Annotated in this window: 19 protein-coding genes and 1 pseudogene; 16 read left to right on the forward strand and 4 right to left on the reverse strand. The window is 70.8% G+C overall.

Features of this window, described 5'->3' with window-relative positions; translation table 11 throughout:
• Positions 1 to 68 precede the first annotated feature (68 nt).
• The gene (locus tag ACLQ25_RS27075) at positions 69 to 2,924 is read right to left on the reverse strand and encodes a BTAD domain-containing putative transcriptional regulator (protein ID WP_425733595.1); all 2,856 of its coding nucleotides are present in this window, start codon (positions 2,922 to 2,924) and stop codon (positions 69 to 71) included.
• A 184-nt stretch (positions 2,925 to 3,108) separates the two neighbouring features.
• Between ACLQ25_RS27075 and ACLQ25_RS27080 the strand changes: the two genes are divergently transcribed.
• The 3 genes from ACLQ25_RS27080 to ACLQ25_RS27090 all read left to right on the forward strand — a co-directional run bounded on the left by ACLQ25_RS27080 (position 3,109) and on the right by ACLQ25_RS27090 (position 7,148).
• Positions 3,109 to 3,963 carry a hypothetical protein gene (locus ACLQ25_RS27080; RefSeq protein WP_425733596.1) on the forward strand — a complete coding sequence of 285 codons (855 nt, stop codon included), beginning with the start codon at positions 3,109 to 3,111 and terminating at the stop codon, positions 3,961 to 3,963.
• Positions 3,964 to 4,134: 171 nt separating this feature from the next.
• On the forward strand, positions 4,135 to 4,743 hold the full coding sequence (locus ACLQ25_RS27085) for a Type 1 glutamine amidotransferase-like domain-containing protein (protein WP_425733613.1): 609 nt from the start codon (positions 4,135 to 4,137) through the stop codon (positions 4,741 to 4,743).
• 86 nt (positions 4,744 to 4,829) lie between these two features.
• The gene (locus ACLQ25_RS27090) at positions 4,830 to 7,148 is read left to right on the forward strand and encodes an ATP-binding protein (RefSeq protein WP_425733597.1); all 2,319 of its coding nucleotides are present in this window, start codon (positions 4,830 to 4,832) and stop codon (positions 7,146 to 7,148) included.
• Positions 7,149 to 7,181: 33 nt separating this feature from the next.
• On the opposite strand, the gene ACLQ25_RS27095 is transcribed toward ACLQ25_RS27090, so the two are convergent.
• Positions 7,182 to 8,114 carry an aminoglycoside phosphotransferase family protein gene (locus ACLQ25_RS27095; RefSeq protein ID WP_425733598.1) on the reverse strand — a complete coding sequence of 311 codons (933 nt, stop codon included), beginning with the start codon at positions 8,112 to 8,114 and terminating at the stop codon, positions 7,182 to 7,184.
• Between the two features lie 285 nt (positions 8,115 to 8,399).
• On the opposite strand from ACLQ25_RS27095, the gene ACLQ25_RS27100 reads away from it, so the two are divergent.
• The 5 genes and pseudogenes from ACLQ25_RS27100 (at position 8,400) to ACLQ25_RS27120 (ending at position 10,914) form a co-directional block, all read left to right on the forward strand.
• Entirely contained in the window at positions 8,400 to 8,867 is a 468-nt protein-coding gene (locus ACLQ25_RS27100) for an NUDIX domain-containing protein (RefSeq protein ID WP_425733599.1), read from the forward strand.
• A 60-nt stretch (positions 8,868 to 8,927) separates the two neighbouring features.
• Positions 8,928 to 9,500, forward strand: coding sequence for a GNAT family N-acetyltransferase (locus ACLQ25_RS27105; protein WP_425733600.1), 573 nt, complete (start codon positions 8,928 to 8,930; stop codon positions 9,498 to 9,500).
• Positions 9,501 to 9,614: 114 nt separating this feature from the next.
• Positions 9,615 to 10,070: pseudogene (locus ACLQ25_RS27110) on the forward strand (TIGR02452 family protein); the annotation flags it as partial.
• Between the two features lie 50 nt (positions 10,071 to 10,120).
• A complete protein-coding gene (locus ACLQ25_RS27115; protein ID WP_425733615.1) occupies positions 10,121 to 10,297 on the forward strand; it encodes a hypothetical protein in 177 nt (58 codons plus the stop codon).
• A gap of 56 nt (positions 10,298 to 10,353) precedes the next feature.
• A complete protein-coding gene (locus tag ACLQ25_RS27120; RefSeq protein WP_425733601.1) occupies positions 10,354 to 10,914 on the forward strand; it encodes a dihydrofolate reductase family protein in 561 nt (186 codons plus the stop codon).
• A 9-nt stretch (positions 10,915 to 10,923) separates the two neighbouring features.
• Here the strand turns inward: ACLQ25_RS27120 and ACLQ25_RS27125 are convergent, their stop codons facing one another.
• Positions 10,924 to 12,153 carry a DUF418 domain-containing protein gene (locus ACLQ25_RS27125; RefSeq protein ID WP_425733602.1) on the reverse strand — a complete coding sequence of 410 codons (1,230 nt, stop codon included), beginning with the start codon at positions 12,151 to 12,153 and terminating at the stop codon, positions 10,924 to 10,926.
• 102 nt (positions 12,154 to 12,255) lie between these two features.
• Between ACLQ25_RS27125 and ACLQ25_RS27130 the strand changes: the two genes are divergently transcribed.
• From ACLQ25_RS27130 to ACLQ25_RS27160, 7 genes are all read left to right on the forward strand, one after another.
• Positions 12,256 to 12,999, forward strand: coding sequence for a TetR/AcrR family transcriptional regulator (locus ACLQ25_RS27130; RefSeq protein WP_425733603.1), 744 nt, complete (start codon positions 12,256 to 12,258; stop codon positions 12,997 to 12,999).
• A gap of 266 nt (positions 13,000 to 13,265) precedes the next feature.
• Positions 13,266 to 16,451, forward strand: a complete 3,186-nt coding sequence (locus ACLQ25_RS27135) for a penicillin acylase family protein (RefSeq protein WP_425733604.1) — start codon at positions 13,266 to 13,268, stop codon at positions 16,449 to 16,451.
• A 144-nt stretch (positions 16,452 to 16,595) separates the two neighbouring features.
• The gene (locus ACLQ25_RS27140; protein ID WP_425733605.1) at positions 16,596 to 16,865 is read left to right on the forward strand and encodes a hypothetical protein; all 270 of its coding nucleotides are present in this window, start codon (positions 16,596 to 16,598) and stop codon (positions 16,863 to 16,865) included.
• A gap of 288 nt (positions 16,866 to 17,153) precedes the next feature.
• Entirely contained in the window at positions 17,154 to 18,023 is an 870-nt protein-coding gene (locus ACLQ25_RS27145) for a hypothetical protein (protein ID WP_425733606.1), read from the forward strand.
• On the forward strand, positions 18,016 to 18,516 hold the full coding sequence (locus tag ACLQ25_RS27150) for a SigE family RNA polymerase sigma factor (protein ID WP_425733607.1): 501 nt from the start codon (positions 18,016 to 18,018) through the stop codon (positions 18,514 to 18,516). Before ACLQ25_RS27145 ends, ACLQ25_RS27150 begins: the two co-directional genes overlap by 8 nt.
• Positions 18,517 to 18,770: 254 nt before the next feature.
• Positions 18,771 to 19,298, forward strand: a complete 528-nt coding sequence (locus tag ACLQ25_RS27155; RefSeq protein ID WP_425733608.1) for a hypothetical protein — start codon at positions 18,771 to 18,773, stop codon at positions 19,296 to 19,298.
• 49 nt (positions 19,299 to 19,347) lie between these two features.
• Complete coding sequence (locus ACLQ25_RS27160) at positions 19,348 to 20,208, forward strand: serine hydrolase (protein ID WP_425733609.1); 861 nt, start codon at positions 19,348 to 19,350, stop codon at positions 20,206 to 20,208.
• A 77-nt stretch (positions 20,209 to 20,285) separates the two neighbouring features.
• On the opposite strand, the gene ACLQ25_RS27165 is transcribed toward ACLQ25_RS27160, so the two are convergent.
• On the reverse strand, positions 20,286 to 21,824 hold the full coding sequence (locus ACLQ25_RS27165) for a histidine decarboxylase (RefSeq protein ID WP_425733610.1): 1,539 nt from the start codon (positions 21,822 to 21,824) through the stop codon (positions 20,286 to 20,288).
• On the opposite strand from ACLQ25_RS27165, the gene ACLQ25_RS27170 reads away from it, so the two are divergent.
• Positions 21,753 to 22,658, forward strand: coding sequence for a hypothetical protein (locus tag ACLQ25_RS27170; RefSeq protein ID WP_425733616.1), 906 nt, complete (start codon positions 21,753 to 21,755; stop codon positions 22,656 to 22,658). The genes ACLQ25_RS27165 and ACLQ25_RS27170 overlap by 72 nt on opposite strands.
• The last annotated feature ends 71 nt before the right edge of the window (positions 22,659 to 22,729 follow it).

A 22,729-nucleotide genomic window follows, 5' to 3' on the forward strand; every position in this document is an offset into this window, starting at 1 on the left:
TGCCTGGTCAGGAGGGGTTGATGCTCGTCGCGTTTCGGCTGTTGTCGATTCGCGGCGGCCGGGCTCGGTCAGAGCTCGCCACCGCCGGTGGGCGCCACCGGGACGGCCGGGACGGCCAGCTTGGCCCGGGGCCGGTCGGCGTCCGGATGCCGTAGTTCGTCGAAGATCGTCAGCGCCTCCCGCCAGGCCCGGCGTGCGGCGTCGAGGTCACCGGCGGCCCGCAGACTGTCACCCAGGTTGTCCAGCACCTCCGCCTCGTCGTACCGGTCGCCGAGTTCCCGGTGCAGTGCCAGCGCCCGCCGGTAGCAGTCCGCGGCCTCGTCGTGGTCGCCGAGGCCGTGCCGGACGTACCCCAGGCTGTCCCAGGTCAGCGCCGCGCCGTGCCGGTCGCCGGTCTCCTCGTGCAGCCGCAGGGCCGCCTGGCAACACTGCAACGCCGGCCCCGGCTCGCCGAGCCGGGCGTGCATCCAGCCCAGATTGTTGAGCGCCTTGGCCTGCCCGACCCGGTAGTCGGCGGCCCGGTACAGGTCGAGGGCCAGCCGGGTCTCGTCCAGGGCCGACCGCAGCCGGCCCTGCCGGGCGAGCACCCAGCTCACCCCGAGGTGCGTGTGCGCCCGTCCGGTGTCGTCGCCCAGCTCGCGGTACAGCTCCAGGTCGCGTCGGTAGTGCCGGTGCGCCGCCTCGTGATCGCCCGACCAGGTGCAGGCGATGGCGAGGCCGCGGTGCGCCAGGGCCTGACCGGCCAGATCACCCCGACGCCGCGCCGCCGCCAGCGCGGTCCGCTGCGCGGCGGCAAGCTCCGGCCAGTGCCCGCTGCGATCGAGGTACGTGGTGAGAGCCGCCGCCAGCGTCCACGCGTGCCGGTCCAGGCATGCGGCCGCCGCCTGTTCCACACACGCCAGCAGGACGTGGTGCTCGGCGGCGAACCACGCGGTCGCCCACGCGTGCTCCGGGCGGGCGCCCACCGTCACTCCCGTCGCTGGCGGCGGCAGCGCGGCCGGTCGCGCCAACCGGTACGGGTCGAGCAGGTGGTCCGCCGCGTGCGAGGCGTGCAGGTAGTGGTCGAACAGGCGGCGTCGGGCAGCCTCCCGCTCGACCGAGGGGTCGGTGTCGTGGCACAGCTCCGAGGCGTACGCGCGCAGAAGGTCGTGCATCGCGTACCGGCCCGCGGTGCGCTCGGTGAGCAGGTTCGCCCGGGTGAGGTCGGCCAGCAGCGGGCCGACCCGAGCCGGCGGCAGACCGGCGAGGCCGGCCACCGCCGTCCGCCCGGCGTCGGGGCCGGGGTGCAGCCCGAGCAGTCGGAACAACCGGGCCGAGTCGGCGTCCAGGGCCCGGTACGACCAGGAGAAGACCGCCCGCACGTCGGTCATCGGGTCGCCGGTGGCCAGTGGGCTGAGCCGGTCCGGGCCGCTGTCCCGTAGTTCGCTCGCGAGCACCGCCAGCGGCACGTCCGGTTGCCCGACCGCGCGGGCCGCGACGACGGCCAGGGCCAACGGCAGGCCGGCGCAGCATCGGACGATCTCGTCCAACGCCGTCTCTTCGCGCCGGGCACGGCCGCGACCCAGCCGAGCGATCAGCAGCTCCCGCGCCTCGGCCGGTGCGAGCAGGTCCAGCGTCACCGGGTGGGCTCCGGCGTTGACCACCAGGCCGGTGAGCCGGTTACGGCTGGTCACCACGACCAGGCTGCCCGGGGATCCCGGCAACAGGGGCCGCACCTGCTCGTCGTCGCGGGCATTGTCGAGCAGCACCAGGACCCGGCGGTGGGCGAGCAGCGTCCGGAACAGGGCGGCCTGCCCGGGCAGGTCGGTGGGTACGCGCTGAGGCGGCACGTGCAGCGCCTCCAGGAACCCGCGCAGCGCCTCGCCCGGCGACACGGCCCGACCGTCGAGGTCGAATCCGCGCAGGTTGACGTAGAGCTGTCCATCCGGGTAGCGGTGCGCGACCTGGTGGGCCCAGCGCACCGCGAGGGTGGTCTTGCCGATCCCTGCCGTGCCGGCGATGGCGGAGATGACCACCGCCCGGGCCGGATCGTCCTGGCCGCCGTCCCGCGAGGCCCGCGCCGGGTCGGCGGGCAGCAGTGCGTCCAGTCGGCGCAGTGCCGCCGCGCGGCCGGTGAACCAGGCGGGGTCGCCGGGAAGCTGCGCCGGAGTCGGGCCGGCGGGCCCCGCGGGTGCGGGCTCGGCCGTCGTCTGCCCCCGCAGCACCCGCAGATGGGCCCCGCTCAGTTCAGGGCCGGGGTCGACGCCCAACTCGTCGACGAGACGGCGGCGGGTCTCGGCGTAGAGCCGCAACGCGGCGGCCTGTTGGCCACAGCCGGCAAGGGCGAGCAGGTAACCGGCCACCAGCGGCTCCCGGAGCGGATGTTCGACCACCAGGGAACGCAGGGTGTGGGCGGTCGCGGCGTACCGGCCGAGACCAATTTCCACGGCGGCGAGCCGCTCGTACGCGAGCAGCCGCTGCTCGTCCAGTCCGGCGGCGGCGGCGTCGACGAAGGCGCCGGCCGCGCCGGCCAGCGCCGGCCCCCGCCACAGCGCCAGGCCGTCCCGCAGCAGCCGCGCCGCCTCGGCCCGCCGACCGGCTGTCTCCTCGACGCGGGCCCGCTCGACGGCCACGGTGAACTCGGTGAGGTCCAGTTCGGTCCCGCGCACGCTGAGGCGGTAGCCGCCGCCCTGCGTTGCCAGCAGGTCGGCCGCGCCCGCCTCGCGCAGGGCCGCCCGGATCCGGGAGACGCAGACCTGCACCTGCGTCCGGGCACTGGCCGGCGGGTCGTCGGCCCAGAGCGCCGACACGACCTGCCCGAGAGGTACCAACCGGTCCGCGTTGAGGAGCAGCAGCGCGAGCACCGCGCGTTGCTGGGGACGGTCGATGGGGAGGGCGCACCCGCCGGCGGTCACCTGGACGGGGCCGAGGACTGACCACCGCATGGCATTCCTCGTCAGTCGTGATGGGACGACCACAGTCTATGGACGGCGGGACCCGTGCGACCGGCGCCAAGCGGTCGGATAGCGGACGCCAAGCGGCCTCGCCCAGGCTCTCCTCAGCCGCCGGATCCGCAGGTCCGGGGGAGGCGGGCCGGCTCGTCCGGCCAATGTGGACAAGGAGAGCGACATGCGGGTAACCAGGGGACGGGGCGTGCTGACGGCAGTTGTGTCGACGGCTGCCGTGGTGGCGGGCATGGCCTGGGCGGCGCCGGCCTGGGCGGTGCCGGCCGGGTTGGAGACGGTCACCCATTCGGCGGCCGAGAGCAGCGCGGACAAGTCGGCGCTCGCGTCCTGCCCGGCCGGCAAGGTGGTCACCGGGGGCGGAGGCTTCGTCACCACCAGCTCGTCGACCGCGGGGCGCGTCGGGCTGGACCGGTTGGAGCCGCTGGCGAACGGCACCGGGTTCTTCGTGACCATGCGGGAGGCGGGCCCGGTCAACTTCGCCGGCGACTGGGGGTTGCAGGCCGTCGCCCAGTGCGCCACCACGCCGGCCGGATACCAGGTCGTGGCCACGACCGGGGCGGTCGGAACGGAGTACGTCACGGCGAGCTGCGGGACGAAGAAGGTCATCGGCATGGGTGGGCGGGTCAACAGCGGCCTGGGTGACGTGGTGCTCGACCAGGTTGTGCCGTCGTTCGACCTGACCTCGGTGACCGTCCGGGCGGTCGCCGTGCAGGGCACCTCGCCGGCCGGCTGGAGCGCCACCTCGATCGCGGTCTGCGCCAACGCGCCCGCGGGGCTGGAGCGGGTCGCCTTGACCGGAACGAGCGCGAGCAACTCGACGGACCACGCCATCAAGACGTGCCCGGCCGGCAAGGGTCTCTACAGTGCGGGCGCCGACATCAACGCCGGCAACGGCCAGGTGCTGCTGACCGCGATCAACATCACCGGGGGGAACACCGTTCGGGTACGGGCGGACGAGGACGCCGACGGCTTCGCCGGCTCGTGGAGCCTCAACGGGTACGGCATCTGCGGGAGCTGATTCGCCGACCGGGGCCGCCACCGGCGGCCCCGGTCGCTTGTCCTCGTGAGCAATATGATCGTTCTCAGGTGACGACCAGGAGGGCGGATGTCATGAAGTTCCTTCTCACGTCGGGGGGGCATCAGTAACCCGAGCATCTCCGACGCGCTCGTCGGCCTGCTGGGCAAGCCGATCGCCGAGTCCACGGCCCTGTTCATCCCGACCGGCGTTCACCCCTTCCCCGGTGGAGCCGACAAAGCGTGGAAGGCGGTCCACGGCCACGCTTCGATCCCGCTGACCCAACTGGGTTGGAAGTCGCTGGGGATGTTGGAACTCACGGCGCTGCCGACCGTTCGGCAGGAGAACTGGGTCCCGGCGGTCCGGGAGGCCGATGCCCTCCTCGTCTGGGGCGGCGACGTGCTGTACCTGACCTACTGGCTGCGCCAGTCCGGCCTGGCCGACCTCCTGCCGTCGCTGAGTGACACGGTTTATGTGGGGGTCAGCGCCGGGAGCATCGCGGTCACCCCGTACAACTGCGACGCCGAATTCGACAGTCAATTCGTTCCGGACGGCAGCGACATGGCGCAGGGCGCCGACCGGGCGCTGGGCCTGGTGGACTTCACGCTCTACCCCCACCTCGATCATCCGGACATGCCGGACACCACACTGTCCGCCATCGAGAAGTGGGCAGCCGGCATTCCGGTCCCGACCTACGCCATCGACGACAACACCGCCATCACGGTGGTCGACGGGGCCGTCGACGTCATCTCCGAAGGCCACTGGAGACTGTTCAACCCCTGACCGGTGTCGCGGGGTGGACGCGACTGGACTGGGCTAGACGCTCGCGGGGGAGCTTCCGCGTCCAGCGGTACTGGCATCATGGCCGCATGCCGAGCCAACTCTGGGTGTCGACGGCCGCACGGCGGCGCCGGCGTCGTGGCACCGGAGACGGCGAGCGCGGTCCGGGTCGGCACGTGGCGCTGCTTCTGGTGACCGTATCGAGTCTGCTGTCCGTCCTGCTGGCTGTCGTGGTCAACGTCGCGACGGGCGGCGACCTGCCCGAGCCGGTCGCGGCGTACGGGTGGCTGGCCTGGCCCACGGTCGCCGTCCTGACCTTCACCGGGGTAGGTCTCGCCCTGTGGCAACACCGGCTGGGACCAGGCGGCGTGCCTTCGGCGTCGCCCGTTCCCCCGCCCACGGACGACCCGGTTCGTCCGGGTGAGCTTCCCGTCGCGCCCCGACTGGTCGGCCGCGATGTGGAGCTGGCCGCTGTCGAGGAGCTGGTCGGGGCCGGGGCCCAGGTGGTCGTCATCTCCGCGGCGGGAGGCACGGGGAAGTCCGCGCTCGCCCTGGCGTACGCCCACGGGGTCCGCGAGCACTTCCCGGACGGTCAGCTGTTCGTGCCCCTCAACGGCGCCAGCGCCGCTCCCACGCAGCCGCAGGACGCGCTGATCCGGATGCTCCGGTCGGTCGGCCGTGACGCGCAGGAGCGGCGGGGCACCATCGAGGAGCTCTCGGTGCGTTTCCGGTCGGTGGTTGCCGACCGACGGCTCCTGGTCCTGCTCGACGATGCCGTCGACGCGGCGCAGGTGCGCCCGCTGATCCCGGCGGGCGCGGGTTGCCTCACCCTCGTCACGAGTCGCCGGCTGATCGCCGACCTGCCGGGAGCAGTCCTGACCCTCGACGCGCTGCCGCCGGGGCAGGCACTCGAACTGCTGACCGTCACTATCGGAGCGGAGCGGGTCGCGGCCGACCCATCGGGTGCACGACGGCTGGTCGAGATCTGCGCCGGCCTACCGCTTGCGCTGCGAATCATCGGAGCGCGGCTCCGAGCCCGACCCAACTGGGCTCCGTCCGCCCTCGCCGACCGCCTGGCGGACGAGAGCCGTCGGCTCGACGAGTTGCGGCTGGGCGACCGGGCGATCAGGTCGACCTTCCAGTCCACGTACGACGAGTTGCGCGACGTGGACCAGCTGGTGTTCCGGCGTGCCGGGGCACATCCGGGTGTGTTGTTCGGCGTCGAGTCCGCGGCCCGTCGGTGCGGTCTTGATCTGCCGCTGGTACGGGCCGCGCTGGACCGGCTGGTGGACGCCTTCCTGATCGAGGCGCCGACACCGACGAGTTATCGGTTGCACGACCTCCTGCGGTTGTTCGCGGGGGAGATGCTCGACCGCACCGAGACCCCCGACGACCGTGCCGCCTGTCTGCTCCGGCAGATGGAGTGGCTGCGCGACCTGGCGACGTCCGGGCGCGACATCTCGGACGAACGCGAGAACATCCTCGCCGTGCTGCGCACCTCCGTGGCCGAGGGACTCACCGACCAGGCGTGGACGCTGGTGGAGGCGGTGCACCCGCTGTTGACCGCGGCCGACGACCACGTCTACCGGCTACAGCTCTGGCGGTCGGTGGCGGAGGCGGTGGCCGATGACCGCCGGACGGTGCGAGCGCTGCGCTGGATCTCGCACTCCCACGGACTGGCCGGCGAGGTCGAGCGTGAGCTGACCACCGCGCGGGAGGCGGTCGCGGTCGCCGAGCGACTGGGCGATCCGGCAGAGCTGGCACAGACCACGCGCCGGCTGGGCGAGGCGCTGCGGGCGCACGGTCGTTCGGATGAAGCGGAAGCGCATTTGCTCCGGGCACTGCGACTGTTCCATCGATCGCACGCGGTCGAGGAGGAGATCGAGGTTCGCTCCGCCCTCGGCGTCCTCTACAACACCCTCCGTCGTCCCGAGCGCAGCATCCCCACGCTGGAACGTGCGGCAGCGCTGCTCCCGCCGCCGGAGACGGCCTTGCACGGCTACGTGGTCCTCGGGTTGGCCGCCGGGCACAAACTCGCCGGCCACCAAGCGGAGGCGTCCGCCCTGACGAGGCGGGCCTTCGGCATCGCCGACCGGCTGAACGACGAGTTCCTCCGCGGATACTGCCTCCACGAGCGCGGTTGGCTCGCCGTGGAGGACGAACGGCACCGGGACGCCGAAGAGGACTTCCGTGCCATGCTGGAGATCTTCCTGCGAATCCGGCACGGCGCCGGGGTGGGCGCGGCGTACCAGGCCCTCGGATCGGCGCTCGCGGCCCAGGGGCGTAGAGATGAGGCGGCCCAGGCGTTCCGGGCAGCGATCGACGAGTACGAAAGACTGGGCAACGGAAAGCTCGCCGCCGAGGCCGGGGATTCCCTCTCGGCGTTGGACTCGCCCCGGCAAACCTGACCGACGCTCGTGGATATCTTCCGTACGCCCCGCTCAGGCTGCCGGTGGGTCGGCACTGATGCGCGCGAGGGTGCGTCGGCCGATCAGACTCATCGTCGGGCTGGTCCGGTGGTAGTACCAGACCAGTCCCATCGCCTGCTGGAAGGCCCACGCCCTACCGCGCTCCCACTCGAGATCGTCGCAGTCGAGTCGCTTCCGGAACGCCTGGCGTGGCTCCCGTTCCAGCAGGTGCCAGGCGCCGACGAGGTCGAGGGCAGGATCGGCAGGGCCCAGCCCACCCACGTCGAGGACCCCGGCCAGCCGCCCGTCGGAGACAAGGACGTTTCCGGGTATGAGATCGCTGTGGTTCATCACGTCCGGGGTCCCGCCCCGCGGCAGTTCCCGCATCAGCTCCCAGAACCGGCGGAGCAGGGGGACGTCCAGCAACCTTTCGCTGTGCCGGAAGCAGGCCTCCAGGTAGTCGTCGTGTGCGGGTAGCTCGCCACCGCGACCCTGGCCGGTGAATGTGCGGCCGCGTGTGTCGATGGCTCGCACGCCGTCGACGAACTCGGCGAGATCGTGCGCGAACGCGACCGAGTCCCCGGGGTCCTCATCGGTGGCAACGACTCCGGGTGTCCACGTCTGGACCGACCAGGGAAGCGGGTAGCCGGCACCCGGTCTACCGATGGCGACCGGCTCGGGAGTGGGAGATCGCGTACGGCCCAACAGCTCTCGGGCCGCTTCCGCTTCGCGTTCCAGCCAGGCCTGTGCCACGTCGACCTCATGAGGCTGAAGGGGGAACCGGGCCGTCAACCGGTCCCCGACACGGACGATGGCATTGACCGTTCCCTGCGAGGCGACGCGCTGGAGAGCCAGGCCCCGCCACTCGGGGAACTGCGTGTCCACCAGCTCCCGCACCACGTCGAGTGAGACCCTGAGCTGGCCCTCGTGCATTGGCACATCGGGCGACAGGGGAGTGGCTGGCACGACAATCATCCTTCCTCGGGTTTTCCGGGCGGCTGAGCCTAGCGATTTTCCCGGGAGCTGCTTCACTGGTGGCATGGGCACCCGTCTCCTCTCTTGGGTCACTCTGCTGGTCGCGGGCGTGCTGGTGGCGTTGGCTGGACTCCTGGTCGCCGTGGGGTGCGTCGACCAACCAGGGCCGTTCAACGAAGCGACCCTCGGCGCGGTAGGCGCGACCATGGTCGTGGCAGGGTTTCGGGGCGGGCGGAAGAGTCGGCTCTCCGGCTCGGGTCACACGGGGTCGCTCTGATGGCCATTTCCGCGCACCTGGCCCGGCTGCGGGCCGTGATCGGCCCCGAGCTGATCCAGTTGCCGTCGGTGTCGGTCCTCGTCGTCGACGAGAACGGGCGGCTCCTGTTGGTACGACACACCGGAAGCCCGGACAGGTGGGGTGTTCCGGGCGGTGCGGTCGAGATCGGCGAATCGCCGGCCCAGGCGGCCGTGCGTGAGGTCCGTGAGGAGATCGGCGTCCAGATCGGCCGGCTGCGGCTGCTGGATGTGCTGGGCGGTACGGACTACGAGGTGACCTACTCCAACGGTGACCAGGTCGCGTACGTCACCGCCGTCTACGAGGCGGTGATCGTCGACGGGACACCCGCCCCGGACCAGGAGGAGATCTGCGAGCTGGGCTGGTTCCCCCCGGCGCGGCTACGGAGTGTCGGCCTCAACCGGTTCACCCGGGCGCTGCTGGGGGCAACCGGCCACCTCGCGAGCTGACGGCGGTCGGCCTGCCTACCGGGACAGCGGGTCGCCCGGCCCCTCATTACGGTCACCAGGGTGACCAGTTCTGAGCCGCAGGTGGTCGGCGTCGTGCACCAGGCTTACGGATCGACCGTACGGCTGCGTCCGGTGGCCGAGGACGACGTGGAGATGTTGCGCCGCTTCGCTGTCGAACCCGGGCTGATCGGGCTCGACTGGGCTGGTTTCCGGGACGCCGCCGCGCCGGCCCGTCGGTTCGCCGAGGACGGCTACCTCGGCGAGCGGACCGGTGGCCTGATCGTGCAGGTCGAGCCGGCGGCCGACGCGCGGGCGGGTTTCCTCAGCTACCTCCAGGGCCAGTACGGAGGTCGGGCGCCCTCCTGGGAGATCGGAATCGTGCTGCTGCCCGAGTGGCGCGGCCAGGGCATCGGCTGGCGGGCCCAGGCGCTGCTCTGCGACTACCTGTTCAGCCACACGCCGGCGCAGCGCATCCAGGCCAGCACCCATGCCGAGAACGTCGCCGAGCAGCGGTCGCTGGAGAAGGCCGGCTTCCAGTTGGAGGGGGTCGTACGGGCCTGCGAGTTCCGGGCCGGCGCCTGGCGGGACGGGTGGCTCTACAGCCGGTTGCGCGACGACCCGTCACCCCTGTGACCCTCTCCTACGGGTATCGGGCGTGATCCCGAAATCCGCTTGTCGACGGCTGCTGGGCCTGCCTAGCCTGCTGACTGTGGCCGTCCTTCGTCTTCCGATCCCACGGGTGGACCGGTGAGCGGCCGGCTTCGGGAGATCGCCCGGCAGACCGTCGCGATCGTCGAGTCGGGACGCTATCGCAATGACAACGGCGTCGAGGTCGTCGTCGGTGAGGCGGTACGCGCCGCGGTCGCCGGGACTCGTCATCACCTCCCCGACGAGGTGTTCGAGGCGCGGGACGCGGCACCCGCCGCCGCGACGGTGGAGGTGACGCACGAGTCGACGTTGCAGGCGGCGTACCGGCTCGGGCCCGGTGCGGCGTGCCTGATGTTCGCGTCGGCGAAGAACCCGGGTGGCGGCTTTCTGGGTGGGACGCAGGCGCAGGAGGAGAGCATCGCCCGCTCGTCGGCGCTCTACCCGTGTCTTCGTGCCGTGCCGGAGTTCTACGCGTTCCACCGCGCTGAGCAGGATCTGCGCTACAGCGACCGGGTCATCTACTCCTCGCTCGTGCCGGTGTTCCGGGACGACAAGGGAAACCTGCTCGAGCAGCCGTACCCGACGTCGTTCCTGACCGATGCGGGGTGTTCCGCAACGAACCCGCTGCGATGGCCGGCGCGTTCGCCGACGCTCTGCACGTGGTCGATCGGTTCGACCACGTGGTGTTCGCCATCCGCGACGAACTGCCGGGCACCCCCGTGTACCGCGCGTTCAGGAAACGCCTGGTGGGATCTGTCGAGGATTCGCCAACGTCAGGTTAGGTGGGTACAGACCGCGATCACCGGGAGGCTACGTGTCGGGCCGTTTCGTGTACTGGATGAACGTCTCTCTCGATCTCAGGATCGAGCATGCCCCGGGCGAGGAGGGTGCCGGGAACTGGCTTCGCATCGGCGAGCCGCTGCACCGGGAGTTCAACGCCCGGGCCCGCGCGCTGACGTCGATGGTCCAGGGGCGCACGATCTACGAGACGATGGAGGGGTTCTGGCCGGCCGCGCGCACCGACGAGAAGCTGCCCGACTACCTGCGTGAGTACGGCGAGATCTGGACGACGAAGCCCAAGGTGCTGGTGTCCCGCACCCGCACCGAGGTCGGGTACAACACCCGGACCCTCGGCTCGGACGGCGACGCCGTCGAGCTGCTCGCCAGGTACCGGGAGGAGCAGGACGGCGACATCGGTGTCGGCGGCGCGACGGTTGCCACCCATCTGCTCCGCGCGGGGTTGCTGGACGAGCTTCTGCTCTTCACACACCCCGTCGTCCTCGGTGGGGGTCGGCCACTCTTCGACGACGTGGGGCGATCGGTGGAGCTGGACCTGCTCGATCAGGGATCCTTCGCCGAGGGCGTCACGCTGCACAGGTACGCCGTCCGGACACCCTGACGACGCTCCCTACGCCGAGGGCGCGTGGTCCCGCCGCCGTGCGCCGTCCTCGGCCGCGTGCAGACGATCGGTTCGGGCGACGAAGGCTGGGCGGTGGGCGTTGGTGAGCCAGCGCAGCGCCCATTCGACCGGCCCGTAGCGGAACCGCCGCAGCCAGAGTGCGCTTGCCGCCAACTGGGCCGCGAACACCGCGAGGACGAAGGCGAAGAGGGCCAGCGGGGAGAACGTCCCGGCGAGGCCGAAGCCGATACCGGTGAAGGCGATCAGGCCGACCGCCGACTGGGCGAGGTAGTTGGTGAGGGCAATCCGGCCGGCCGGGGCGAGCGCCGCCCGGACCACCGACGTACGCGGGTTGTGCATGATCCGCAGCAGCGTCGCCACATAGGCGGCGGCCAGCAGCGGCGCGGTCGAAACGCTGGCCGCGACGCCGAGAGTGTTGTCGTTGCCGCCGCTGGCCGCGTAGACGACCGCCCCGAGCAGTCCGATCGGAAAACCGATCCACTGGATCCGGCGTAGCACCGGCTCGTTGCCGGAGACCCGGTTCAGCCACTGCCGGCGTCCGGCGACCATGCCGAGCAGGAACAGCGCCAGGGCGGTCGGGCCCTGCAGGGTGACCGCCTGGAGCACCAGAAGGGGCAGGCCGGCGAGGTGCTCGCCGATGTTCGCCGTCCAGCCGCCGAGCAGTGCCTGGGTCGCCGCCTCACCGTTGGCGATCGCCTTGGCCTCGCCGGGCAGGAACGCCGAGCGGTCCACGAGGAACGCGCTGGCGACGAGGCTGATCAGCACGAGCGTGTAGAGCGCCGCCGCGATCCGAAGCGCCGTACGGTCGGTGACCTTGCGCAGCAGGAGCAGCGCGAGGCACGCCACCGCGTACGTGGTGAGGATGTCGCCGCCGTACAGGAACACGGTGTGCAGGGCGCCGAGGACGAAGAGGCCACCGATCCGGCGGAACATACGTGCGGGGAACGCCGCGCCGGCCCTGCTCGCCGCGGTCATCTGGAGGGTGAAGCTGTATCCGAAGAGGAACGAGAACAGCACGTAGAACTTCATGTCGACGAAGACCGACGAGAACGTGCGGACGGCGTCGTCGAGGCCCGAGGCGAAGTCGGGATCCGTCACCAGGTTCCCCGGATAGCCGGAGGCCATGAAGGTGACGTTGACAGCGAATATGCCGAGGAGGGCGAACCCTCGGATCGCGTCGACGTCGTGCAGACGTCCGCCCGGTACCCGCGTGATCATCACAATCTCCATCTCCGTATCAGCTACACCGTATGAAATACAGAGTCCCCGAGATCTAGAGTGCAGGCAAGACCCCCGGGTGAAGAGCGAGGAGATTCGGACGTGGCGCAACGGAGGCTTCCGGCAGTGGTGGCCCGGATGTGGGGTCGTGAGACCAGCTCCCGGCACGGCCCCCGGCCCAGCCTCGAAGTGGGCGGCATCGTCGACGCCGCGATCCGGATCGCCGACCGTGAGGGTCTGGCGGGGGTGACGATGGGCAGCGTCGCGACCCAGCTCGGCGTGGCGGCCATGTCCCTGTACCGCTACGTCGGCAGCAAGGACGAACTGCTGGTCATGATGGCTGACGCCGCAGCGCCCGAGCCGCCCGCGCTCGAAGGACGCGCCTGGCGCGACTACCTGTTCGACTGGACGCGCGCCAACCGCGACTTCCTGCTCGCCCGACCGTGGCTGCTGGCGCTCGACCAGCGCACCCCGCCCACCGGGCCCCGGTTGCTGCGCTGGCTGGACCGCGCGCTCGCCGCGCTCGCCGGCACCGGGCTCGCTCACGGTGCACGGATCAACATCGCCACCGTTCTCAGTGGTTACGCTGCCCAGCAGGCGGCCCTGGCCCACGCGCTCAGCGCCGGTCCGGCCGCCACCGACGACTCGATCTCGGGGCTGGCCGAGTACGGCGAGATCCTCGGGCAGGTACTCGACGCGGACGCCTACCCGGAGTTGACCTCGGCCATTGGCGCGAGTGCGCTGGGCGGCACCGAGGAGTGGATCGACGACGCCGACTTCACCTTCGGGCTCGGCCTGCTCCTGGACGGCATCGAAGCGCTCGTCGCGCGGGGGGCACACGACTGAGTGCGCATGCTCGCCGGGAGGTGAGCGGCGACCGAGCCAACCCGAGGCTCGAACGTGTCGGTCTTCGACGAGAAAGCGGCGAAACGTCGACATTGGCGCGTGGTGAACGACGGGTATCCCTAACGACGGTTCAGCGCCGATCATTGCCCGGTATCGATGTGAGTCATTCTCACCTCCGGGTGGCGCGCCCGGCACGGAGGGCGAGACGTCGGCACCGGAAGCCGGGCGCACCGAACGGCCCGACTCCGCGTCCCCGGAGGATCGCCATGCCCCGTCCCGCACTCCGCACCCGGCTCGCGGCGTTCACCGCCGCCATCCTCACCGCGAGCGTCCTGACGGTGACCCCGCCGTCACCGGCGCTGGCCGCCACCACGTTCGCCGCCAACGACTACTGCCTCGGCCAGTGCTCAGACATCCTGCCCCCCGGACAGAACGGCAACGCCACGCTCGTCGCCATCCTGGCGCACCAGGCGCTCGGCACCCGCCCCGCGCACTCCAGCGACCAGCTCGACGAGTACGCGAACCTCGTCTACAACTACGCCGGGCTGACCGACGAGCAGATCGCCCAGTTCTACAACGACGCCTCGTTCGGCGTGCCGGCCGCGCAGGTCGAGAGCACCGTCTCGCCGCGCGCGGACGTGACCATCGTGCGGGACAAGGCTACCGGCGTCCCGCACGTCACCGGCACCACCCGCGGTGGCACGATGTTCGGCGCCGGCTACGCCGGGGCGCAGGACCGGCTCTGGGTGATGGACCTGCTGCGGCACGTCGGCCGTGGCAACGTCAGCTCGTTCGCCGGCGGCGCGCCCGGCAACCGCGAGCTGGAGCAGAGCGTCTGGGCCAACTCCCCGTACACCGAGGCGGACCTTCAGGCCCAGGTGGACGCGCTGCGCACCAAGGGCGCCCGGGGTCAGCAGCTCTACACCGACGTGGTGGACTACATCGCCGGCATCAACGCCTACATCGACAAGTCGATCGCCGACGACAACTACCCGGGTGAGTACGTGCTCGCCGGAGCCGGCAAGCCGAGGCACTTCACCATGACCGACCTGATCGCCACCGCCGGCGTGATCGGTGGCCTGTTCGGTGGGGGTGGCGGCAGTGAGGTCCAGTCCGCCCTGGTCCGGGTGGCCGCCCGGGCCAAGTACGGCGCGACCGAGGGCGACAAGGTGTGGGCGGCGTTCCGGTCGCAGAACGACCCGGAGACCGTGCTCACCCTGCACGACGGTCAGAGTTTCCCGTACGGGGGGACGCCTCCGGGCGCGACCAGCGCGGTGCTCCCCGACGCCGGGACCGTGGTCGCCGAGCCGCTCGCCCACGACGCCAGCGGTGGGGCCGCCTCCCGCACCGGCACGAGCGCCGCAACCAAGGAACTGATCGGCGGGCTGGCGAACCTACGCGCGCACGGCATGTCCAACGCGGTCGTGGTCTCCGGACGGCACACCACCACCGGTAACCCGGTCGCCGTGTTCGGGCCGCAGACCGGCTACTTCGCGCCGCAACTGCTCATGCTCCAGGAGTTGCAGGGGCCGGGCATCAGCGCACGGGGAGCCGCGTTCGCCGGGCTGAACCTCTACGTGCTGCTCGGTCGCGGCCAGGACTACGCGTGGAGCGCCACCTCCGCCTCGCAGGACCTCACCGACACGTACGCGGTGCCGCTGTGCACCACCGACGGCACCGCGCCGACGCTGCGGTCCAACCGCTACCTCTACCACGGGCAGTGCCTCGCGATGGAGGCGTTGGAGCAGCGCAACTCCTGGTCGCCAACGCTGGCGGACTCCACCCCCGCGGGCTCGTACACGTTGCGCGCGCTGCGCACCAAATACGGGTTGGTCTCCTACCGGGGACTGGTGAACGGGCAACCGACCGCGTTCACCAAGCTGCGCTCCACCTACCGGCACGAGGCCGACTCGGCGATGGGTTTCCAGGCCTTCAACGACCCGGCGGCGATGGGCAGCGCGGCGGCCTTCCAGGGCTCCGCCGCCAGCGTCGGGTACGCGTTCAACTGGTTCTACGTCAACTCGACCGAGGCGGCGTACTTCAACTCCGGCTCGAATCCGGTCCGGTCGTCCGTCACCGACCCGAACCTCCCGGCGAAGGCCGAGTCGGCGTACGAGTGGGCCGGCTGGAATCCCGACACCAACGACGCCACGTACACGCCGGCCTCGGCCCACCCGCAGTCGGTCAACCAGGACTACTACGTGAGCTGGAACAACAAGCAGGCGCTGGACTTCGGGGCGGCCGACGGCAACTTCAGCTTCGGCTCCGTACACCGGGGTCAGTTGCTCGACGGACCGGTGCGGACGGCGATCTCCCAGGGCAAGCTCGGCCGCGCCGACGTCGTCAAGATCATGGCGGACGCGGCGGTGACCGACCTGCGCGGCCAGCAGGTCCTCGGCGAGCTGTTGCGGGTGCTGGACAGCACGCCGGTCACCGACCCGGCGCTGGCCGACGCGGTGGGCAAGCTGCGCGCCTGGCAGCAGGCGGGCACCCGCCGGGTGGAGACAGCCCCTGGCTCCAAGGTCTACCAGCACGCCGACGCGATCCGGATCTTCGACGCCTGGTGGCCGTTGCTGGCCTCGGCCGAGTTCCGGCCCGGCCTCGGTCCGGACCTCTACGCCGCGCTGGTCGATGCCATCGAGGTCAACGAGGCGCCGTCGGGCGGCCAGAACGGCGGGCGTGACGGCACCGCGAGCTGGGCGTCGCAAGGTCAGGCGCACAAGGGCTCGTCGTTCCAGCACGGCTGGTGGGGCTACGTGGACAAGGACCTGCGTACCGTGCTCGGCGACCCCGTCGCCGGCGGACTGGGCCGCTCGTACTGCGGCAACGGCAACCTCGGCGCGTGCCGACAGTCCCTGTTGGACACGCTCGGCCAGGCCGCCATGCTGCCGGCCACCGCGGTCTATCCCGGCGACAAGTCCTGCGGTGCCGGTGACCAGTGGTGCGCCGACTCGATCGCACACTCCGGGCTCGGCGGCATCACCCACCCGGTGATCGCCTGGCAGAACCGTCCCACCTACCAGCAGGTCGTCTCGTTCCCGGCGCGCCGGGGTGACGACGTCACCAACCTGGCCCAGGGCCGCCCGGCGACCGCGTCGAGCACCCAGTTCCTCACCAGCTACACCCCGGACAAGGCGGTCGACGGCAGTCTGAGCAGCCGGTGGGCCAGCAGCTACAACGACAACCAGTGGCTCCGCGTCGACCTCGGCGCGGCCCGCACCGTCAGCCGGGCGGTGCTGCGCTGGGAGTCGGCCTACGGCACCTCGTACCGGATCGAGGTCTCCGGCGACGGCAGCTCCTGGACGCCGGTGTTCGCCACCACCGCCGGCAACGGCGGCGTCGACAACGCCACCTTCGCTCCGGTCACGGCCCGCTACGTGCGGGTGTACGGCGTCAAGCGGGCCACCTCGTACGGATTCTCGCTCCACGAATTCGAGCTGTACGGACGGTGACCCGACCGGGAGGGGGGTCGGCGAACCGCTCGCCGGCCCCTCCCGCCATGACGTCCCTCGTTCGCCGGGCGGGGACCGGTGCTCTGGGGTGACACCCGCGGTGTGGGGGCGGCGTTGCGCCGACGGTACGCGGACAATGGAGCGATGAAGCGAGAGGTTCGGCTGAGGCGATTGACCGGTACGCGCGTCGACGGCGCGGTGGCGACGGGCGCGGTGGCCACCGGTGCCAGGGCGGCGGGGGCGGCGTCGCTTGGTGCCCTGGCTCTGGGGGCGCTGGCTGTCGGAGCCGTGGCTGTCGGGGCGCTGGTCATCGGGCGGCTGGCTGTCCGCCGCGCGGTCGTGCGGGAGCTGCGCGTCGGCCGGTTGGAGATCGGCGAGCTGGTGGTGCACAGCCGACCCACCGCCGAGGAGTGACCCGCCGCGACGGTGCGCGAGAGCGGTCTCGTTACGCTCGGTAGGCGTCAAGGCGCACTTTGACGGATTTTGCCGTTGAATTCCTTCCTCACCTGGTCATTGTGCAGGAATTCGGCAGCTAGATATAACCCTCCGAATATGGCTGGTCACGTGCTGAAACCGCGACTCGGCTTCGCCGGTGACGGGCGAAATTCGTGCCGAAAAAGCGCGACCAAAATGGTCCGTCGGCCCGTCTTTTTAGGTGACGGATGGTCACGGCCGGCGGTCGGCCAAGGAGGGGTAAGGGACGTGGGGGACGTACGTGGGCGTTTCAGGGATGAGTTGGCCCGACACGTACCCCCACCGCTGGGCGACCTCGTCGAGCAGTCGGTGGTGCAGGGCCGACGACTGCGCCGTCGGCGTCGGCTGGCGCAGCTCGGCGCGGGTGGATCGGCGCTGGCGATGCTGCTCGTGATCGGCCTGGCGGCCGGGCCACTCACCGGCGGTGCCGACCAGGTCGGTCGGTCCGGGAAGTGGGACTTCGGTTCGCCGGGTGGGTCGGTCGACAACACCACACCGTCCCCGGCGCAGACCCCGGGCGGCGGGTTGGTGGAAGGCGCAGCCGAGGCGCCCGCGACGGCCACCTCCCCGACCCCGACGACCACGGTGATCGACACCGTGCGGATCGGGGCGGGGCCGGACGGTCCGTTGCTGACGACCACACCGCAGGGCGCCCTGGAGTTGTTGACACGGCTCCTACCCAAGGGCGAGACCAGCGGTCCGGCGAACTTGGAAAGCAGCGGGGCGGGTCCGGGCATGCCGTACGTCCAGATCTTTCTGGATCGGGGCGACGGGCCCGGCATGGTGCGGCTCTCCGTCTACCAGGACCACCTCGGCGGCGATCCGGACCCGGGGACGGTGGAGCTGACCGAGGTGCCCGGCAACTGCGTGCAGGACAAGATGATCACGGTGTATCACCGGGACGGCCTCCAGATCGACCTGCTGATCTCCACCTGTCTAGCCTGGGATGGCAAGGGGAGTTCGCCCGCGCCCGCCGTTCTGTCCGTGGACGAGGCAATCGCGATCGCCGCCGACCCAACCTGGGGGACGAAACTGCCGGCCGAGTACGTCAGGAACGGCGCCAAGAGGTTCCCCACCCTGGCCAGGTCGAATGGCTGACGAAGACTTCGTGGAATTCGCGCAGGCGACCGTGGGCCGCCTGCGCGACGCCGCGTTCCTGATGTGCCGCGACTGGCATCTCGCCCAGGACCTCACCCAGACCGCGCTGGCGAAGATGTACGCCAACTGGGGGCGGGTCCAACGGGCCGACGACCCGTACGCGTATGCCCGCAAGGTGCTGCTGCGCTGCGTAATCGATCAGCAGCGGCGTCGCTCCAGCACCGAGTTGGCGATGTCGACGCCGCCCGACCAGGGCGAGGAGCATCCGGCTGAGCTGCGCATGACGTTGCTCGACGCGGTCGCCACCCTGCCACTGCGCGATCGGGCGATCATCGTCCTGCGCTACTGGGACGACCTGAGCGTGGAGACGACCGCCGAGGTCGTGGGCGTCTCCACGGCCGTCGTGAAGAGCCAGAGCATGCGCTCCCTCAGCCGGCTGCGCGAGTTGCTCGGCGAGACCCGTTCCGAGTTGTTCGCCGAGGAGCGGCATTGATCGGCCGTGTCTGTCCGGTGGCGGCGACGGGGGTGCCGCCGGGCGCCCTCGGCGACGCCTCGACCTGCGATGGCAGTCATCTGTATGGGGGAGGTTCGGTGTCCGTGTCGAGCAGCAGGACCTGCCGGGGCCGGGTTCGCGGCAGGGTCCGGGTGCCGGTTTTGGCCGTGCCGCTGGTCCTGTCGGCGTTGGTGGTGCTGGTCGCGGGGTGTCAGCGGTCGGGGCCGGGTGACGTTCCCGAGGAGTCACCGACCGTGAACGCCGAACGGAGTGGCCTGAGCATGCTGCTGGGAGCGGGCGACCTGGGTGCGGGTTGGCGTGCGGACGAGGCGCGGCCCGGTCTGCCACCCTGGCCGTGGGAGCAGGACGACTGCCCCGACTATCAGAGCAGCGACTACACCGCGAAGTCGCACCGACGGGCTGCCGTGGAGCGCTACTACCGGCTGCCGGACGGCTCCTCGCCGGCCCTCCACATCGTGGAGACGTACGAACCCGGATGGGCCGAGCGGAATGTCGACGACGTCCGTACGGTCCTCCGGCGATGCGCGAGCTACCTGGTTAACGGATCACGGGTCTCGTTCGACATCATCGACCCGCACTATCTGGGCGGTGTCGGTCTGCTCGTCAAAGGCCGCATCGCACATGCCGACACCCCAACTACCGCTAGGTACTTCGTCATGGTGAAACGGGACGAGAAGGTCTCGACTATCAGCCTGCCCGACCTGGGCAACCAGGCTGCGGTGGATACGATCGCGGCGAAGGCGGTGGCCCGTCTTGGCTGAGCGGGGAGGTCGGAAGCTGCCACGCCGCTGGGTCGTCTCTGCGGTCACCGTGTCTCTCGCCGGCGTCGCGACGGCCGCCTATGGCACGACGCACGTCCGCGACGGCGGCGGATCTGACGCGTCGCCCGGTCGTTCGCCGGCCAGCCCGGTTCCGACGACGCCGGCCGTCGACCGGCTGAAACCGGCGCGGGCACGTATCGAGGCCTACGTCGACCGGTACGACGGTCATCTCGCGGTCGCGGCGCTGGATCGACAGAGTACGGCCGCGGTGACGGCCGGCGCCACACGCTTCGAGACCGCCAGCATCGTCAAGGTCAATATCCTCGCGGCGCTGCTGCTGCGGCAGACACCGCCCGGTAAGGCCCTGAGCTCGGCAACCAGACAGCTGGCCGAAGCCATGATCGTGTCCAGTGACAACGACGCCGCGGTGGCCTTGTGGCAGAAGATCGACGGCTCGAGCGGCCTCACGGCCGCGAACCGCACACTCGGTCTGCGCGAGACCAAGGCGAACAAGCACTGGGGGACGACCATGACCACGGCCGCCGACCAGATCCGTCTGCTGATGGCGCTGACGTCGTCGAAGGGGCCGCTGACGCCGCAGGACCGTACCTTCGTCATGGGCCTCATGAAGAAGGTGATCCCCGAGCAGCGGTGGGGAGTCACCGCCGCGCGGGAGCCGGGCAACCCTTCCGTGTACGTCAAGAACGGCTGGGACACCGTTGACATCGACAGTGGTCGCTGGCTTGTCAACAGCATCGGACGGATCGTCGAGGCCCGTCACGACTGGCTGATCGCCGTGCTCTCCGACCATCACGTCAGCCAGAAGGCCGGCATCGACGTGGTGGAGAAGGCCGCGAAGTTCGTCCTCAAGGAGATGCGCGCCGCCACCGCGGGCGACGGCCCTTCGTAGGGTGGGCCGTCGCCCCCGGGCGTCCCGCTGCCGCCACTGTGGAGAGCGCGCCCTCCGTTCTGGGTGGTGGCCGCCGATCAGGGCCGGTCGGCGGCCGCCAGGGGCAGGTGCGCGACCGGCACGAGTCGCCGGACGCCGCGGCTCGGGCTGGGCTGTTCGGTGCCCCGGACGGTCGCGATGTCGGCCGCGAGCGCCTCGATCTGTTGGCGGGTGACGCCCGGCATGCAGATCAGGTGGCTGATGCCGCCGTCGGCGTTCGACAGGCCGTAGCGGCGGGAGATCGGCGGTGGCGGTGTCGTGAAGTACACCGTGAAGGCGTGGACGTTGCGCCAGGCGGGCCAGCCGACGCTGGCCAGCAGGGAGTGGGCGAAACGAGCCGTTTCACGTGCGCGCTCGGCGCGTTCACGGTGCCCGTCCTCGCCCAGCAGTCGCAGCGCGTACCACATCTGGACGGCGAGTTGGCCGCAGCGGGAGCCGCTGATGGTGCTGTCGGTCGTGGCGGTGTAGGAGATCCGCCGCGCTGCCCGTTGCAGCGAGCGGCGGGTCACCACCAGACCGCCCGGAATGGTGGTGCCGTAGAACTTGTGGCAGGAGATGGCCACGGAGTCGACCACGCCGCCGAGGTCGATGGCCACCGGCCGGTCCGGCAGCAGGGCCAACGGCACACCGGCGAGCGCTCCGTCGACGTGCAGGTGGGCGTTGCGGATCGCCAGCTCGGACAGGGCGCGACGAACGCGGGCCGGGTCGTCCACCGCCTCGGTCACGGTCGTGCCGGCGTTGGCCACGACGATGGCGGGCCGGTCTCTGCGCCGGGCCAGCTCGCCGCGCAGATCGTTGTAGTCGATCTCACCGGTGACGTCGGTGCGGATGACGACCTCGGGGAGGTTCAGCATGCTGGCGGTCTTGCGGATCCAGTCGTGGGTCGCCTGGCTGTAGTAGAGGACGGGACTCGCGCCCGCGAACCGGTCCCGGGCCAGCAAGATGGCCGCCTGGTTGGCCTCCGTGCCACCACTGGTCAGATATCCCCACCGATCATCGGCGGGGGCGCCGAAGAGGTTCGCGTGCCAGTCGATGACCTTGCGCTCGTAGGCCTTCGTGTGCACGGTGTCGGGGTCGGTATCCGGGTCACCGACATTATTGATCAACAGTCCGAACAGGGATGTCACGGGTCCATAGTCGATATCCACCGCGGCCGGGAAGCCGATCGACCTGCGTGCTGACAGAGCGGCTCGTAACTGCTCGATCTCAGCGGTGAGGGAAAGGTCGTCGGGAACGCTTATGGGGGAGGTCACGGGCTCTCCGTTGATAGGCGACTCAGCGATGAGTGGACCATGACGCCGACGTCCAGGCAACCGTCTCCGAATCGCGATCAAGCCGACTGGCGGTGCATGGTTGATCGCGGTGTGTGTGCGATGAGAGGCTGTGGCGACGTCTTTGGAGGGACTAACACCGTGGCGTACGACAGGCCAGGAACCCGCTCGAATCCTTTTGAGAGGAGCGCCGACGATTGGAGAGCGGCGGCGAGTGCCGGAAGGACGGCAGCGGTGCCCTGGGACCAGCACTCGGGCAGCCAGTCGTCCCTCCCTCCGGAGCCGGCGCCGGCGGTTGGACGCCATGGTTGGGTCGCGCCCACGGCCGCGATGCCGTCGCCCGCCGCCGAGCAGCCGCCGGTCCCATGGCAGCCCACGCCGTCCGCGTACGCGCCGCCACCGGTGGAGCCGTCGCCGACCACGCGCGACTCGCCGGGCGCGGCCCCGATCAGCGATCCGGAGACGCGGCGGATCTGGGCGTCGTTGCGATCCTCCGCGTTGAGCCGGGTCGGGTTGATGAACACCATGCACGGCCGGCACGCGTGGGCGCAGCGTCGGCGCAACCCGCTTTGCCCCTACGGCTTCGCATTCCTCTACGCGGTGCCGGTCATCGGGTCCACACCGGATCGAATGGTCTTCGAGGTGGGTGCGGCGACGCGCCTCGACAAGGCCGGCGAGGACGTCTCACACCTGCCCAGGCTGCTGTACGACCTCGCCCAGACGGCGCGGCACTACCTCGACAACGGGGGTCTGGATCCACGTCAGCCCCCGCAGATGTGCAACCGTGTCGACGAGCGGATCACCGCCGAGTCGACGTTCATCGGGCTCGCGGTCAGCTCGCTCGACGGTCCGCTCGGCACCTGGGAGCAGACGATGCGCCGGGTGGAGGGTGAGGACCGTATCCCCGGCCGCTTCTACATCCAGATGATGGATCCCGAAGAGACGCGGATCGTCGTCGACCGGCCCACCGATCCATGGGAGAGGCCGCTGATCCAGTCGACCACGCCGCTCTACGAGTCGTGGCGCCCGTTGCAGAGCTACTCGGGCGACGCTCCGATCTGGACGGGGATCGCCCAGTTTGCGACGCTGGTGCACCTCGGCGCGCAGCGGATCAGCCCGACCAGGGGCGCGACGCCCTAGATGATCGATTCCAAGGGGTCAGTGGTCGTAGGCGGTCAGGGATCGCATGACCGGTTGGCCGGTGTGCCAGT

Source organism: Micromonospora sp. DT44, assembly GCF_049841635.1.
Classification (GTDB): Bacteria; Actinomycetota; Actinomycetes; order Mycobacteriales; family Micromonosporaceae; genus Micromonospora.

Coding starts and splice junctions, on each gene's coding strand:
- ACLQ25_RS27125 (WP_425733602.1), bottom strand. CDS start 12,153: ATGATCACGCGGGTACCGGGCGGACGTCTGCACGACGTCGACGCGATC.
- ACLQ25_RS27075 (WP_425733595.1), bottom strand. CDS start 2,924: ATGCGGTGGTCAGTCCTCGGCCCCGTCCAGGTGACCGCCGGCGGGTGC.
- ACLQ25_RS27150 (WP_425733607.1), top strand. CDS start 18,016: ATGGCTGACGAAGACTTCGTGGAATTCGCGCAGGCGACCGTGGGCCGC.
- ACLQ25_RS27090 (WP_425733597.1), top strand. CDS start 4,830: ATGCCGAGCCAACTCTGGGTGTCGACGGCCGCACGGCGGCGCCGGCGT.
- ACLQ25_RS27165 (WP_425733610.1), bottom strand. CDS start 21,824: ATGGCGTCCAACCGCCGGCGCCGGCTCCGGAGGGAGGGACGACTGGCT.
- ACLQ25_RS27135 (WP_425733604.1), top strand. CDS start 13,266: ATGCCCCGTCCCGCACTCCGCACCCGGCTCGCGGCGTTCACCGCCGCC.
- ACLQ25_RS27140 (WP_425733605.1), top strand. CDS start 16,596: ATGAAGCGAGAGGTTCGGCTGAGGCGATTGACCGGTACGCGCGTCGAC.
- ACLQ25_RS27120 (WP_425733601.1), top strand. CDS start 10,354: ATGAACGTCTCTCTCGATCTCAGGATCGAGCATGCCCCGGGCGAGGAG.
- ACLQ25_RS27100 (WP_425733599.1), top strand. CDS start 8,400: ATGGCCATTTCCGCGCACCTGGCCCGGCTGCGGGCCGTGATCGGCCCC.
- ACLQ25_RS27080 (WP_425733596.1), top strand. CDS start 3,109: ATGCGGGTAACCAGGGGACGGGGCGTGCTGACGGCAGTTGTGTCGACG.